This is a genomic window from Pseudomonas sp. IT-P44 (genome assembly GCF_949768225.1).
In the GTDB taxonomy this organism is placed as follows: Bacteria; Pseudomonadota; Gammaproteobacteria; order Pseudomonadales; family Pseudomonadaceae; genus Aquipseudomonas; species Aquipseudomonas migulae.
Window position 1 is genome coordinate 1 of record NZ_CATKQM010000030.1, and the last position, 14,289, is coordinate 14,289.

Here is a 14,289-nt window from a genome sequence, read left to right on the forward strand (position 1 = left end):
CTCCTACAGGGGGTTGCATTGCAAATCCGGGCTATGAAAAAGCCCCGCTATCACTAGCGGGGCTTTTTTGTATCTGGCGGGTTCAGATCCCCATGCTGACCAGAGATTGCACAATGTTGCGCAAGGTGCCGGCAATGGCGGGGTGTTCAAGTTCAAAGCGTTCGACGGCCAGGTTTACGCCATCGGCGAGGCTGGAGTCCTGGGTTTTGGTTTCGAGTTCAAGCTCAAGTTCGATCTGTTGCATCAGCGCATGCAGGTCGGCGCGCTCTGCTTCGGTCAGCGGAGGATTCTGTTCCAATTGCTCGCGCAGGGCATTGAGCTGTTGTTGCAGTTCGCGGGCAGGCATGGCGTTCTTCCTTTTATCGATAGGCACTGGCATAGACCGTGGCAGCGCGCCAAAGGTCTATGGCTGACCTTTAGATTAATCCACTCGCGCGCAACCTGCATGATCTCGATCAGGGCTTTTCACCCTTGAGCCGACGCAGGCTGATGTCGGCCAGGCAGGTGTCGAGTTCGCCGAGGTGATCGATCACCGAATGCACGCCCAGGCCGAACAATTGCACGGTGGCCTTGCCGCGCAGGTGTTCGCGTTCCTTTTGGCTCAAGGCCTGCCATTCGCTGGGCGCCAGCCCGCAGAGCGAGCCGCAGGAGGCCAGGCCGATGGTCCACAACCCGGCATTCAGGCCCGATTGCAGCAATCGCGGTTCGCCGCTGACCAGCACGCAACCATCCAGTTGCCCGACATTCAGCGCCATCAAGGCTTGCCAGCATGCATTCGGCGCGGGCCACGGATTGATTGTTGCGGGGTGTTGCGACGGCTTGACCCAGTCGGGCAGGGCGGCGGCCAGAGAGAGGCTCAATGCGGGGGGAAGTTCGTCGAGCCAGGCACAGGGAATCTGCTGGCGCTGCAAACTGTGCAGGCTGTCCAGAGCGCCAGGTGTGACTTCGGCATGCTCGGCGCAATGGTCGCCGTGCTGGCGCGTGCGGGCGCCGAAGTCCACCAGGCAACCGCTGAGGCCAAACAGGACGGCGGTCAGGCTGGGGGCGGCGAGGGGCAAGGTTTCGGCGTGCGGCATGTCAACATCCCTGAAATAGCGTCAAGGCTATGCGCCGCCGGTGACAGTTGAGTGACATGGATGTGAATCGCTCACAGTCATGGCGAATCATCCGTAGGCCATCACGCACGATGCTGCCTAAAGCGGCTTTTCCGTCTTATACTCACCAGCTTAATGTTCGGGCCAAGACGCCCGCGCCAGTACAATCCAAGGAGTTTTTCTATGCGCTGGAGCAATCATCTAGCTCAGTTTTGTGTGTGCGCCAGTGTGTTGCTGGCCCCGTTCGCTGCCCAGGCAGCCACGGAAGAGGACCCTTGGGAAAGCATCAACCGTCCGATCTACAAGTTCAACGATGTGCTCGACACCTATGCGCTGAAGCCTCTGGCGCAGGGCTATCAGTTCGTGACCCCGCAATTTCTCGAAGACGGCATCCACAACATGTTCCGCAACGTCGGTGATGTCACCAACCTTGCCAACAACATCTTGCAGGCCAAACCGGGCGCTGCCGGCGTCGACACCGCACGCCTGATCTTCAACACCACCTTCGGCCTGCTGGGCTTCTTCGATGTGGGCACCAAGATGGGCCTGAACCGCAGCGACGAAGACTTCGGTCAGACGTTGGGCTACTGGGGTGTAGGAAGCGGCCCGTATGTGATGTTGCCGTTGCTGGGCCCAAGCACTCTGCGTGATGCGCCCGCCAAGTTTGTCGACGGCTACACCGGCCCATACCCGTACATCCATGACGTACCGGTGCGTAACTCGATCTTCGCCCTGAACGTCGTCGACACCCGCGCCAGCCTGCTGTCGGCCGAGAAGCTGATCAGCGGCGACAAGTACACCTTCATCCGCAATGCGTACTTGCAGAACCGCGAGTTCAAAGTCAAAGACGGTCAGGTCGAAGACGATTTTTGATCTCGACCGGTAAAAACGAAGAAGGCGGCCTGTTGGCCGCCTTTTTTGGTTTTGGATCCGGGTTATTTCATTTTCAAGATTGTAAGGCCGAGTTTCTGACTGGCGCCGTCCTGTTCTTTAACCCGGACCACCTCAGTGTCGGCTTCGAGCCCTTTGAGTGCCGCATGATCGGAGTCGATCCGCACGCTGAGCCGGTCGCCGACCTTGAACCGACGCGGTGCCTCAACCTGCATGCCACTGCTGGAAAGGTCGATGCAGACGGCTGCAACTTCGTCCCCTTCATGAATCAGCGCGACATCGGCATCGACTCGCATGCGGATGAAATCACGCTTTTCGCTGTAGTCCCGTTCGGTTTGGCTCATGGGCTTCATCCTTCCATTGGGTTACGGTTTTATCAGTTCTTATAACTCTCGGTGATTTGACAAGTAAAGACGTCAAGCGACCATCGGCGTGAGCTTGAAACGCCCCGCGGATGGGAGTACCGTCTGCGCCTTAGAAGGGCACCTCTGGTGTGCCTGTCAGTAGGGTCGATGCCCGAAAGCGGTGCAACAGAGAGGCTAGAAAGCGAATCCAGTAGTGTGTGCGGGGTCAATTGCCCAGCCTGCTACGCCAACCTAATTCTGGCGCCGTTTGCCCACATGCCAAAAACCAGTGCCACGCTGCTGATAATCGATGATGACGAAGTAGTGCGCGCGAGCCTCGCCGCCTATTTGGAAGACAGTGGTTTCAGCGTCTTGCAGGCCAGCAATGGCCAGCAGGGTCTTCAGGTATTCGAGCAAGACAAGCCCGGCTTGGTCATCTGCGATCTGCGCATGCCGCAGATGGGCGGACTCGAACTCATTCGCCAGGTCACCGAGCGGTCACCGCAAACCCCAGTGATTGTGGTTTCGGGTGCCGGCGTGATGAACGACGCAGTTGAGGCCTTGCGCCTGGGTGCGGCGGATTACCTGATCAAGCCTCTCGAAGATCTGGCCGTGCTCGAGCACTCTGTGCGCCGGGCCCTGGATCGCGCGCGTCTGCTGCTGGAAAACCAGCGCTACCGTGAGAAGCTGGAAAAGGCCAACCGCGAGCTCGAAGCCAGCCTGAACCTGCTCCAGGAAGACCAGAATGCCGGTCGCCAGGTGCAGATGAACATGCTGCCGGTCAGCCCCTGGACCATTGACGAATTCAAGTTTGCACACCAGATCATCCCGTCGCTGTACCTGTCGGGTGATTTCGTCGACTACTTTCGGGTCGACGAGCGTCGGGTAGCGTTCTACCTGGCGGACGTTTCCGGTCATGGCGCTTCTTCAGCCTTCGTCACGGTGCTGCTGAAATTCATGACCACGCGCTTGCTGTTCGAATCCAAGCGCAACGGCACATTGCCGGAATTCAAGCCTTCAGAGGTCCTTGGTCATATCAACCGGGGCCTGATCAGTTGTAAGCTGGGTAAACACGTCACAATGGTCGGTGGAGTCATCGACGAGGAGACAGGTTTGTTGACCTATAGCATCGGTGGTCATTTACCGTTGCCTGTGTTGTACACGCCAGACAGTGTTCGATATCTGGAAGGGCGTGGTCTGCCGGTGGGCCTCTTCAATGAAGCTACCTACGAAGATCACGTGCTGGAGCTGCCGCCGACGTTCAGCCTGACGCTGATGTCCGATGGCATTCTGGACCTTTTGCCAGAACCTACACTCAAAGAAAAAGAAGCGGCTTTGCCCCAGCGGGTCAAGGCAGCGGGCGGCACCCTGGATGGGCTGCGGCAGGTTTTTGGATTGGCCACGCTAGGGGAGATGCCGGATGATATCGCCCTGTTGGTGTTGAGCAGGAATCTTTAATGAGTACCGGTAGAATCCAGTTCGCCGAGCAGGACGGCACCTTCGTCCTGAAGTTCGTCGGTGAAGTTCGCCTGACCCTGTGTTCGGCGTTGGATGCGACTATTGAGCGGATCTTCACGGCGTTGAACTTCAACGCGATCGTGATCGACCTGACCGAAACCCGCAGCATCGACAGCACCACCCTTGGCCTGTTGGCCAAACTGTCGATACTGTCGCGGCAGAAAGTCGGCCTGCTGCCGACCGTCGTCACCACCCACGAAGACATCACCCGTCTGTTGCAGTCCATGGGCTTCGAGCAGGTGTTCAACATCGTTGACCGCCCGATCCCGTGCCCTGAGTGCCTGACCGACTTGCCTGACCAGGACCAGTCGGAAGAAGTGGTACGGATCAAAGTGCTGGAAGCGCACAAGATCCTCATGGGGTTGAATGATTCGAATCGTGAAGCGTTTCATGATCTGGTGAATGCGCTGGAGCGGCATTGATCCTTTGAAAGGGTAGGAAGCCTGTACTGGCCTCATCGCCGGCAAGCCGGCTCCTACAAAATCATCATCTGTGTAGGAGCCGGCTTGCCGGCGATGGCGGCCTGACAGCCCCCACATCCCCAAAGCGAGCACCAAACAAACGCACACAAAAAAGGGCGAACCCATCAAGGTTCGCCCTTTTTGCATTGCGCTGAACTAGATCACAGCTTGGCCTGCAACAGCGCCTCAAGCTTCTCCTGGTCCCGGGCAAACTGACGAATCCCTTCTGCCAGTTTCTCGGTCGCCATCGCATCTTCGTTGGACAACCAACGGAACTGCGCTTCATTCAGGCTCAAGCGCGCTTCACCGGTATGACCCGGTGCCAATTTACGCTCCAGCTTGCCAGTGTCCGCCGCCAGTTTATCGATCAAGTCCGGGCTGATGGTCAGACGGTCGCAACCGGCCAGTTGCTCGATCTGATTCAGGTTACGGAAGCTTGCGCCCATGACCACGGTCTTGTAGTCATTGGCCTTGTAGTAGTTGTAGATACGCGTCACCGACTGCACGCCCGGATCATCCGCGCCGGTGTAGTCGTTGCCGTTGGCCTTCTTGTACCAGTCGTAGATGCGGCCCACGAACGGCGAAATCAGGAACACACCCGCATCGGCACACGCCGCCGCCTGGGCGAACGAGAACAGCAATGTCAGGTTGGTCTGGATGCCTTCTTTTTCCAGGATTTCGGCAGCGCGGATGCCTTCCCAGGTGGAAGCGATCTTGATCAGCACGCGGTCGCGGCCGATGCCGGCCTTTTCATACAGCTCGATCAGACGGTGCGCACGCTTCAATACGGCGTCAGTGTCGAACGAGAGGCGCGCGTCCACTTCTGTGGAAATACGGCCCGGAATCACTTTCAGGATCTCTTGCCCTACCGCGACGCCAAAACGGTCGCTGGCCAGGCCCACATCGCCCTTGCAGTCGCTGACGCAAGCGTTCAACAACTCGGCATAGCCGGGAATGGCCGCTGCTTTGAGCAGCAGGGAAGGGTTGGTGGTAGCGTCCACCGGTTTAACGCGAGCGATCGCTTCGAAGTCGCCGGTGTCGGCAACCACGGTGGTCATCTGTTTGAGTTGTTCCAGCTTGGAAGTCATGGGCGTGCTCTGTCCTATGGGTCTAATGACATTACCCGAGCGCTGACAGCCACTCAAGGGCACATGTACGTATCGAAGGCCCCGGCGGCAACATCTGGAAAACGGATGTTTGAAAGGCGGGGCGCGGTGTCCGTAAATACGATGCCAAATCCGGGCGCAGGTTCAACGCGGGTGACCGTTAACGCCCTTCAAGCAGCTCCGCCGCCTGATCCAGCAACGCCAGAGGCTCCTTGGCCTTATGGATATCCACCGACAACAACTGCCGAAACTTGCGCGCCCCCGGAAACCCGGTGCCCAGCCCCAGCACATGCCGGGTGATGTGGTGCATCGAACCGCCTGCATCAATATGCGCCGCGATATAAGGCCGCAACTGCGCCAGCGCTTGCGCCCGAGTGATCACCGGTGCCGTGCTGCCGAACAGTTGCTGATCGACCTCAGCCATCACATAAGGATTGTGATACGCCTCACGACCGAGCATCACACCGTCAAAGGTCTGCAAATGCTCGTGACAGGCCTCCAGCGTCTTGATCCCGCCGTTGAGAATAATCTCCAGCTCCGGAAAATCCTTCTTCAACTGCGCCGCCACGTCATAACGCAGGGGCGGAATATCGCGGTTCTCCTTCGGCGACAACCCCTCCAGAATCGCGATCCGCGCATGCACCGTAAAACTCGTGCACCCGGCATCGCGAACCGTGCCGACGAAATCACACAACTCCTCGTAACTGTCCCGGCCGTTAATCCCTATCCGGTGCTTCACCGTCACCGGAATCGACACCGCATCGCGCATCGCCTTCACACAATCGGCCACCAACTGCGGATGCCCCATCAACACCGCACCGATCATATTGTTCTGCACCCGATCACTCGGGCAGCCAACGTTCAGGTTCACCTCGTCGTAACCGTGCTCCTGCGCCATGCGCGCGCAGGCGGCCAGGTCCAGCGGAACGCTGCCACCGAGTTGCAGGGCGAGAGGGTGCTCGGCTTCGTTGTGACGCAGAAAACGCTCGTGATCGCCATTGAGCAGCGCGCCGGTGGTGACCATTTCGGTGTAGAGCAGGGCGTTCTTGGAGAGCAGGCGCAGGAAAAACCGGCAATGCCTGTCAGTCCAGTCCATCATCGGCGCCACACTGAAGCGGCGGGAAGGCTCAGAGCGCGAAAGGCTAGTCGTTACGGGTGCTTCAGGTTTTTCGACGGTCATTGGTACTGATCTTTTATACGGCGGTTTTTACCCATTTTCCTTGTTGTTGAACGTCGATTGCCATGAAGTAGCAAGCGAATTCCGCAGGTAGCAACTGGAAATGGGCACGATCACATCACGCAAGCGCAAGGACAACTCGACGGCCTACACGGCGCAGATACGGATCAATAGGGACGGGCGCACAGTTTATCAGGAAAGCCAGACTTTCGACCGCAAGCAGGCTGGAGGCGTGACGCTCCGGGATTGAGGAAGACAGATCTGATACGCACCTGATAGCATCTGGCTATCAATTTCGATGTGCGTTTAGGAAGGGAGTCCATGCCAAAAAGAATTTTTGCCATAGCGCTAGCCGCTATGGGAGCTATCACTGGAATGCAGAGTGCTCTTGCCAGTGACAACCTGTTTAAAAGTTACGCCTATGACAGTCCTCTCGCGAATTACACCGAGGCCGCGGGCTTCTATGACTGCTCAGCAGATGTGGGAGCTACTGCAAGGTGTCTCGACGATGTGGGTTTTATCGATCATAAATTCACAGCGAGTCTAGTTTTCAGTGGTGACAAACTTGTTATTGTTTCGCTGTTTACGCCCTACGATCGCGATGTGTTCGCACGGTCAATTGGCGCTCTTTCCAAGACGTTTGGTCTGCTTGCACTGACTGATGGGAAATCGGTGTTGGACCTTGTTGATCTCGCAGGCAAAGTAAAAAACAAAGATGAATACGCCGCCAAGCTCTCGAATTACGAGAGTGTTGCTTTGGCCGCCAACGATTTGACCTACACCTTTTTTGAAGGAATTACCTCGGCCAGTGGTGCTTCTAGCGCTCATAGCGTGGTGGCATCAGCGCCTGACAACATTCGAGGGGCTGATTTGATTGTTTCTGGTGAGGGCGATGAGTCCATGATCATCATCAAATTTTCTTTCCCGAAACTCGATGAGCACAAAATGGCTCAGCAGGCCAAGAAGCCTGTCGAGGCTTTCTGACGTCGATCCTTGTTATGTAAAAAACCTCGCCAAAGCGAGGTTTTTTCATTTCTGGAGTTCACTACCACCGACAAGCCCTGTCTGTGACCGCGAGCGGGCGACTCAGGTTGGCCTGACTTTACGTACGATTCAGAACGACGGCATCAGGCCGCTTGAACTTGATGCGTCTGCTCCACGCGATGGCGGGACGTTCGAACAATAGATAGGCCATGGCCGAGAATGCGATGCACGTTGCAATGATCAGGACGGCGGCCAGTGCATCCGAGAAAAGGCCGGTTGGCATGAAAGCCCGGTAAACGCGCATGAAGAAACCGGTCACAGGAGAATGGAACAAGTACAGGCTGTAGGAAATCAGGGCAATTTTCTGCACGGGGTAGCTGGATATAAAACCCAGCGTGGTGGAGCGATTAACCAGGAAGCAGAACAGTAAGCCCGTCAACCCGGCAGCAATTGTGAATGAGTTTTTAGTTGCAAGACCGATAACAAGCGCCAATGCACAGTAACCAATGGCGATGTAATGGCTTTGTTTAGTGCCGCTCAGGGTTTGAGCGCACAGCACCCCGGCCATGAAGCTGAACCAGAACGCAATAAATCCGCCTTTCCAGCCTATCGCATGAATTATCCCGGCGGGCCACAGCAGCGCCAGCAATGCGCTGCCCCAAATCCAGAGGTTGCGACGCTTGGGTGTTACACCCTCTCCAGCACGATCGGCTAACCACAGCAGCACCGCAAAAAAGATGTAGAACTGCACCTCGATACACAGGGTCCAGAACACCGTGATGATGTTTCTGATGCCAAGGAAATCTTGGAGAAACAGCACGTGGGCGAGTATGGCCGTCACGCCGGGGATTTCGATTCCGGGTTGCCCAAGCATGTGTTTTACGGCGATCACGGCCACGCCCAGTGCAATGGCGGCGTAGTAGGGAGGGGCGAGGCGTACCAGGCGACGTGCCACAAAGTTTGTGGCGTTCACGTTATTCATTGGCACCCGGGATGTCGTGGTCGCCATGACAATGCCGCTTAGTACGAAAAATATAGGCACTCCCAAATGGCCTGCGTCAAAGACCATGTATTTCAACCAGCCTGGAATGGCTGCCAGCAGGGTTGGGATGTGATTTCCTTCGGATAAATGAAACAGAACCACCCAGAAGCATGCAAAACAGCGCAATGCGTCAACCAGGGCAAGACGATGTTTGTCATCAACGGTGATTCCACTCATTCAATGCTTCCTTTCTCTCGCGGCGGATGTTGTTTTTTGTGCGGGCACTGAACGCAGAGCTTAGCAGCTGCAGCAGCCTGTCGAACTTGCGAACACCACCGTCCACAGCCTTTTTGGAGGGCTCGGGAAATCGGAATACCTGAACAAATGCTGTCGCTGCGTGAAGTTTCACGATGCTGCCGGGTTCGCAGCCTAGGATGGACACTGAAGATTGCATCACCCCACCTCCGGCCACAGGGAACCTGAAAAATGATCTCGAACTTCTTCAAAGTCTTGCTGATCGGTGGTGCGCTGCTGTTGAGCGCCTGTTCGGGCGTCAGCACTCATAACGACTATTCAGAAGACCTCGAGCCGTCCGCCGGCTTCGGTCCTGGCCCGACCAATAGCCACAGTCAGCTGAACTTCCATGGCAGTGCATTGGGCAGCAGCTTCGGTGAATACGGTTCGGGACTGTTGCACGACGACTGACCGGCAACGGCGCGGTAATCCTGCCGTTGCCTGTTCGCCCAGCTGTTACCTGAAATAAGCCTATTTAGTCTCGGGCGTGGCGATCCACTGGCCTAAAACTTTCTGGTAGTTGCCCGTCACTTTGGCCAGGTGCAGCCATTGATCGACGTACAACTTCCACGTCATGTCGTCTCGCGGCAATAAATAAGCTTTCTCACCGTACTGCATGTACTGGCCTGGATTCACCGCGCACAAACCGGGTTTGAGTTTTTGCTGATACAACGCCTCCGACGCATCGGTGATCATCACGTCCGCCTTCTTGTCCAGCAGCTCCTGGAAGATGGTTACGTTGTCGTGAAGGCTCAATTGCGCCTTGGGCAGGAAGGCGTGAACGAACGCTTCGTTGGTGCCGCCGGCCGGTTCGACCAAGCGAACCGAAGGCTGGTTGATTTGCTCGACGGTCTGATATTTCGCCTGATCTTCGCAGCGCACCAATGGGATTTTGCCGTCGACGTCCAGCGTGGTGCTGAAGAAGGCTTTTTTCTGCCGCTCCAGGGTGACGGAGATCCCGCCCATGCCGATGTCGCATTTACCCGCCAGCATGTCGGGCATCAGGGTTTTCCAGGTGGTCGGTACCCACTCGACCTTGACGCCAAGGCTGTCGGCCAGCGAGCGGGCCATGGCGATGTCGATGCCCGAGTATTCGCCGTTCTCGGCTTTAAACGTGTAGGGCTTGTAATCGCCCGTGGTGCACACGCGCAGTTGGCCTTGCTGGATGACGCTGTCCAGGTGCGATTGTTCGGCCTGGGCGCCGAACGATAGTGCGAGCAGGCTACCGAGCATTACTGTGCATTTGTTGGTTTTCATGTGTACCCGACTTCCGTGATGGATTGGGGCTGAGAGTACTTAATTTTTCCTGCCGATGGTTATAAGTACTTCGGATTCTGCTGCTCGATTGGCTATTGCGCAGCGGCCTCCATTTCCGGACTCAGCGTCCCCAACCAGGCCACCAGCCCCACAATCAACACCGCGAGCGTCAACTCAACAACCATGCTGCGTCGCAACGCGTTGGCGGCAACTTCGTATTTCCCTTCCCGCAACGACCGCTCCAGAAACGGCCCAAGGTGAAAGCGGTTCAACGCGGCGAGCACCAGCATCCCGGCAAACAACCCCACTTTGATAAACAGCAAAATCCCGTAGGTACTTAGCAACAAGTCATCGAGCTTCGGCCCGACGATGAACAGGTAATTCACGACGCCCGTGACCGTGATGACGACCACGATCACCGCGCCCACCCATTCAAATCTAGCGACGGCCCGAGCCAGTAACCTGATGCGTTCTGCGGTTTTCAGCGCGTTGATTTTCGCCATCAGCACAAACGCTACCAGCGCACCCAGCCACGCGCCTGCCGCCAGCAGATGCAGAATATCCATCGCAAAATGCCAATAACGACGGCTGCCTTCGTCCATCGCCCCATGACCGTTCCAGGCCAGGCTGGCCAAGGCGATAGCGCCGGCAAAAGACGCAATCAGCAGGCTGAATCCCGGCGCACGGTCATTGAGCGTAACCGCCAAACCGGCGATAACCAGCACGGTGATGCGCGCTGCCCAGGCCAACCCGAAATCCGTCTCAAACACCATCATCTGGACATGCGGTCGCAGCTCGGTGAAGTCCGACTCTCCGCTCATCGCACTCACCATCGTCAGCATGCTCGCTACGGACAACAGCACTCCGAACGCGGCCGTCACCAGCAGGATCGGCCGAAACGGCAGCACCGCCCCGGACACCCGCTCCCGGCCCGCAAGGCTGTAGAGCCCGAACAAACCCAGCCCAAACAGCACCATCAAATCCACATACAACCCAAACCGCAGTGCAATGCTGACCCAGTCGCTCATCAATCACTTCACTTTGAACGTAACGTTGCCGGTGATCGGGTGAGTGTCCGAAGACACCGCGCGCCATTCGACTTTGTAGCTGCCGGCGGGCAACGGCGAGAGCGGGGTGATGAGCATGGTTTTCGGGTCGCTGCCGCCGGTGACTTTGGCTTTCATCGGCATCGGGGAATGCGCCATGCCTGGCATTTCGGTCATGACCAGTTTCGCGCCGGAAAACTGGGTCATGAGGCTTTCGGAAAAGTGCAGTTCGATCGTGCTCGGTGCCGCGCCATCCGCACCTTCGGCCGGGGTGGAGGAGAGCAGTTTCGGGTGCGCCTGAGCCAGTGTGCTCATGAGCAAGCCGATGACAACAGCGGTGGTTTTCATTGTGCGCATGCAAGGCCTCTTTACCGCTCGAAGCGGTTTTTTTTGATGGTGATGTGAGTGCGATCAGAACCACAGCCGAACGCCGAGAACGACGCGAGCTTCACTGCGATCCTCGCCATCGTCTTTGGTGTAGTCGGCGGTTTTGCCGTAGGTGCGGTTCCAGGTCACGCCGATGTACGGGGCGACTTCCCGGCGAATTTCATAGCGCAACCGCAGTCCGGCTTCGGTGTTGGAGAGCCCGGAACCAATGCCCCGCTGCGGATCGTTTTTGCCGTAGATATTCAGCTCGGCGGTCGGCTGCACAATCAGCCGGTTGGTCAGCAGGATGTCGTAGTCACCTTCCAGTCGCACCGCGCTCTGGCCGCCTTCGCCGATGAACGCCGTGGCTTCGGCTTCGAAGTTGTACAGCGCCATGCCTTGCACGCCGAACGCGGCCCAGGTTTGTGGGGCGCCGGGTTTGAAGTCCTGGCGCACGCCGCTCACCACATCCCACCACGGCGAGATCGCGTGACCCCATAGCGCCTGGACTTCCGCGTCTTCGGTTTTGCCGTTGCTGCGCTCGCCTTCGGATCGCAGCCACAGGCGATCGATGTCACCGCCGATCCAGCCCGATAAATCCCAGGCCAGCGCGCTGCCATCGTCGGCGTCCTGCCATTCGAGTTTGTCGGCGAGGAAGTAGTGATTGAGTGCAGAGTCATGCACATTATGGCCGCCGGGGCTGACGAACACGGCGGCGCGGTCGGCATCGGTCAGCGGCGGGATCGGCGTGCGGCTTTCAGTGGGCGCGGCGGGCTGCATCTGGCCGTCGTCCATGCTTTGCATCTGGCTATGGTCCATGCCCTGCATCTGGCCATGATCCATGCCCGGCATCTGGCTGTGATCCATGTTCGGCATGTCGCTAGTGGCGGCGCTCGCCGAAGAAAGCGTCAGGCCCGTTGTGCAAACGGCGAGAAAAATCGATGTAAGTCTGGTCATGGGTAGCGCCTCATTCTTCCACGCGAACTTCACGGAACATGCCCATTTCCATGTGGTACAGGAGGTGGCAGTGATAGGCCCAGCGGCCGAGTGCGTCGGCGGTCACCCGGTAACTGCGTCGGGAGCCGGGGGGCATGTCGATGGTGTGTTTGCGCACCATGAACTCGCCGTTTTCGTCTTCGAGGTCGCTCCACATGCCGTGCAGGTGGATGGGGTGGGTCATCATCGTGTCGTTGACCAGCACGATGCGCACGCGCTCGCCGTACTTGAGGCGTAGCGGTTCGGCATCGGAGAATTTCACGCCGTTGAACGACCACGCGAACTTCTCCATGTGGCCGGTGAGGTGCAGTTCGAGGGTGCGACCCGGGTCGCGGCCGTCCGGGTCTTCGAAGGTGCTGCGCAGGTCGGAATAGGTCAGGACGCGGCGGCCGTTGTTGCGCAAGCCAAGGCCGGGATCGTCGAGTTTCGGCGAGGTGCTCATGGCTTGCATGTCCACCAGCGGGTTGTCGTTTTCCGTCGCGGGATGCGCTTGCATGCCACCCATCGCGCTGTGGTCCATGCCGGCCATGCTGCCGTGATCCATCCCGCCCATGCCCATGTCATCCATGGTCACCAACGGTCGCGGATCGAGTGCAGGCACAGGTGCGGACAAACCTGCCTTCATCGCCAGCGTGCCGCGCGCATAACCGGTGCGATCCATCGACTGGGCGAACACGGTGTAAGCGTCCTGCGTCGGTTCGACAATCACATCAAACGTCTCCGCCACCGCAATGCGGAATTCATCGACGCTCACCGGTTTGACATGCAGCCCGTCCGCCGCGACCACCGTCATTTTCAGCCCTGGAATGCGCACGTCGAAGTAGGTCATGGCCGAACCGTTGATAAACCGCAGTCGCAGTTTTTCACCTGGCCGGAACACACCCGTCCAGTTCGAGTCCGGCGCCAGGCCGTTCATTAAATAGGTGTAAGTGGCGCCGCTGACGTCGGCGAGGTCTGTGGGATTCATCTTCATTTCGGCCCACATCTTTCGATCGGCGACCGTGGCGGCCCAACCGTTTTTGCTGACGTCGTCGATGAAATCGCCCACGGTGCGCTTGTTGTAGTTGTAGTAATCGGATTGCTTTTTCAGGGTGTTCATCAGGCTGGCCGCATCTTCGTCGGTCCAGTCGGTCAGCATCACCACGTAATCGCGATCGTACTCAAAGGGTTCCGGCTCCTTGGCGTCGATCACCAGCGGGCCGTAAACGCCGGACTGCTCCTGAAGGCCCGAATGGCTGTGATACCAGTAAGTGCCGTTCTGCCGGACCTGAAATTGATAGACGTACACGCCGCCCGGTTCGATGCCGTGAAAACTCAGCCCCGGCACGCCGTCCATGTTGGCCGGCAGCAAAATGCCGTGCCAGTGAATGGAGGTGGTTTCCTTGAGCCGGTTCTTCACCCGCAGCGTGACCGTGTCGCCTTCACGCCAGCGCAGCAGCGGGCCGGGAATGCCGCCGTTGATGGTCATCGCGGTGCGCGGATTGCCGGTGATGTTGACCGGGGTTTCGCCGATGAACAGCTCGAAATCGCTGCCCGTGAGCATTTGCGGTTCGCCAGGGCGGGTGAGCGCCCACACAGGCGTGCGCCATAACCCGAGGCCGCCGAGCAATCCGCCCGCGGCCAGCCCCTTTACGAAGGTGCGTCTTGAAGTGTTGGAGTGCATGCCGTTTTTATTCCCGGTCCGTCAGTTGGGAGACAACTTGACGACGAGGCTAACGGGCGATGCCTTTCAGCAGACTGAGGCGGGGATTACAGTTTTGACAGTTTCAACGC

The 14,289-nt window shown here is 57.9% G+C and carries 17 protein-coding genes and 1 pseudogene; 6 read left to right on the forward strand and 12 right to left on the reverse strand.

The window, feature by feature from the left end; all coding sequences use genetic code 11:
* Window positions 1-82: 82 nt before the first annotated feature.
* A complete protein-coding gene (locus tag ACM6IO_RS16840) occupies window positions 83-346 on the reverse strand; it encodes a DUF4404 family protein (RefSeq protein ID WP_008028435.1) in 264 nt (87 codons plus the stop codon).
* Between the two features lie 109 nt (window positions 347-455).
* Entirely contained in the window at window positions 456-1,076 is a 621-nt protein-coding gene (locus ACM6IO_RS16845; RefSeq protein WP_008037697.1) for a hypothetical protein, read from the reverse strand.
* A gap of 201 nt (window positions 1,077-1,277) precedes the next feature.
* On the opposite strand from ACM6IO_RS16845, the gene ACM6IO_RS16850 reads away from it, so the two are divergent.
* A complete protein-coding gene (locus tag ACM6IO_RS16850; protein ID WP_192226303.1) occupies window positions 1,278-1,967 on the forward strand; it encodes a VacJ family lipoprotein in 690 nt (229 codons plus the stop codon).
* Window positions 1,968-2,029: 62 nt separating this feature from the next.
* On the opposite strand, the gene ACM6IO_RS16855 is transcribed toward ACM6IO_RS16850, so the two are convergent.
* Window positions 2,030-2,329: a PilZ domain-containing protein gene (locus ACM6IO_RS16855; protein ID WP_008037695.1), complete on the reverse strand. Its 300-nt coding sequence runs from the start codon at window positions 2,327-2,329 to the stop codon at window positions 2,030-2,032.
* 276 nt (window positions 2,330-2,605) lie between these two features.
* On the opposite strand from ACM6IO_RS16855, the gene rssB reads away from it, so the two are divergent.
* Both rssB and rssC read left to right on the forward strand, forming a co-directional pair.
* Window positions 2,606-3,787, forward strand: coding sequence for a two-component system response regulator RssB (gene rssB / locus ACM6IO_RS16860; RefSeq protein ID WP_032832382.1), 1,182 nt, complete (start codon window positions 2,606-2,608; stop codon window positions 3,785-3,787).
* Entirely contained in the window at window positions 3,787-4,269 is a 483-nt protein-coding gene (gene rssC, locus ACM6IO_RS16865; RefSeq protein ID WP_007935262.1) for an anti-sigma factor antagonist RssC, read from the forward strand. The genes rssB and rssC overlap by 1 nt, the downstream gene beginning before the upstream one ends.
* Before the next feature lie 200 nt (window positions 4,270-4,469).
* Here rssC and tal read toward each other — a convergent pair whose 3' ends face one another.
* Both tal and dusA read right to left on the reverse strand, forming a co-directional pair.
* Entirely contained in the window at window positions 4,470-5,396 is a 927-nt protein-coding gene (gene tal / locus ACM6IO_RS16870; RefSeq protein ID WP_008028427.1) for a transaldolase, read from the reverse strand.
* A 178-nt stretch (window positions 5,397-5,574) separates the two neighbouring features.
* Window positions 5,575-6,594, reverse strand: a complete 1,020-nt coding sequence (gene dusA, locus ACM6IO_RS16875) for a tRNA dihydrouridine(20/20a) synthase DusA (protein WP_207285103.1) — start codon at window positions 6,592-6,594, stop codon at window positions 5,575-5,577.
* A 100-nt stretch (window positions 6,595-6,694) separates the two neighbouring features.
* On the opposite strand from dusA, the pseudogene ACM6IO_RS16880 reads away from it, so the two are divergent.
* A pseudogene (locus ACM6IO_RS16880) lies at window positions 6,695-6,814 on the forward strand (site-specific integrase); the annotation flags it as partial.
* Between the two features lie 98 nt (window positions 6,815-6,912).
* Complete coding sequence (locus tag ACM6IO_RS16885) at window positions 6,913-7,575, forward strand: hypothetical protein (RefSeq protein WP_223434801.1); 663 nt, start codon at window positions 6,913-6,915, stop codon at window positions 7,573-7,575.
* A 118-nt stretch (window positions 7,576-7,693) separates the two neighbouring features.
* Here ACM6IO_RS16885 and ACM6IO_RS16890 read toward each other — a convergent pair whose 3' ends face one another.
* Together ACM6IO_RS16890 and ACM6IO_RS16895 are read right to left on the reverse strand one after the other, a co-directional pair.
* Window positions 7,694-8,794, reverse strand: coding sequence for an acyltransferase family protein (locus ACM6IO_RS16890; RefSeq protein WP_008037681.1), 1,101 nt, complete (start codon window positions 8,792-8,794; stop codon window positions 7,694-7,696).
* Window positions 8,775-9,011 (reverse strand): hypothetical protein, encoded by a 237-nt coding sequence (locus ACM6IO_RS16895; protein WP_008037679.1) that lies wholly within the window; start codon window positions 9,009-9,011, stop codon window positions 8,775-8,777. The genes ACM6IO_RS16890 and ACM6IO_RS16895 overlap by 20 nt, the downstream gene beginning before the upstream one ends.
* A 32-nt stretch (window positions 9,012-9,043) precedes the next feature.
* On the opposite strand from ACM6IO_RS16895, the gene ACM6IO_RS16900 reads away from it, so the two are divergent.
* Window positions 9,044-9,262: a hypothetical protein gene (locus tag ACM6IO_RS16900; protein WP_008037677.1), complete on the forward strand. Its 219-nt coding sequence runs from the start codon at window positions 9,044-9,046 to the stop codon at window positions 9,260-9,262.
* A gap of 60 nt (window positions 9,263-9,322) precedes the next feature.
* Here the strand turns inward: ACM6IO_RS16900 and ACM6IO_RS16905 are convergent, their stop codons facing one another.
* From ACM6IO_RS16905 to ACM6IO_RS16925, 5 genes are all read right to left on the reverse strand, one after another.
* The gene (locus ACM6IO_RS16905) at window positions 9,323-10,108 is read right to left on the reverse strand and encodes a transporter substrate-binding domain-containing protein (protein WP_008037675.1); all 786 of its coding nucleotides are present in this window, start codon (window positions 10,106-10,108) and stop codon (window positions 9,323-9,325) included.
* Window positions 10,109-10,200: 92 nt separating this feature from the next.
* The gene (gene copD / locus ACM6IO_RS16910) at window positions 10,201-11,136 is read right to left on the reverse strand and encodes a copper homeostasis membrane protein CopD (RefSeq protein WP_414911899.1); all 936 of its coding nucleotides are present in this window, start codon (window positions 11,134-11,136) and stop codon (window positions 10,201-10,203) included.
* A 3-nt stretch (window positions 11,137-11,139) separates the two neighbouring features.
* Entirely contained in the window at window positions 11,140-11,511 is a 372-nt protein-coding gene (copC, locus tag ACM6IO_RS16915; RefSeq protein ID WP_008037673.1) for a copper homeostasis periplasmic binding protein CopC, read from the reverse strand.
* 54 nt (window positions 11,512-11,565) lie between these two features.
* Window positions 11,566-12,477, reverse strand: coding sequence for a copper resistance protein B (locus tag ACM6IO_RS16920; protein ID WP_414911900.1), 912 nt, complete (start codon window positions 12,475-12,477; stop codon window positions 11,566-11,568).
* A gap of 10 nt (window positions 12,478-12,487) precedes the next feature.
* The gene (locus ACM6IO_RS16925; protein ID WP_414911901.1) at window positions 12,488-14,179 is read right to left on the reverse strand and encodes a copper resistance system multicopper oxidase; all 1,692 of its coding nucleotides are present in this window, start codon (window positions 14,177-14,179) and stop codon (window positions 12,488-12,490) included.
* Window positions 14,180-14,289: the final 110 nt, after the last annotated feature.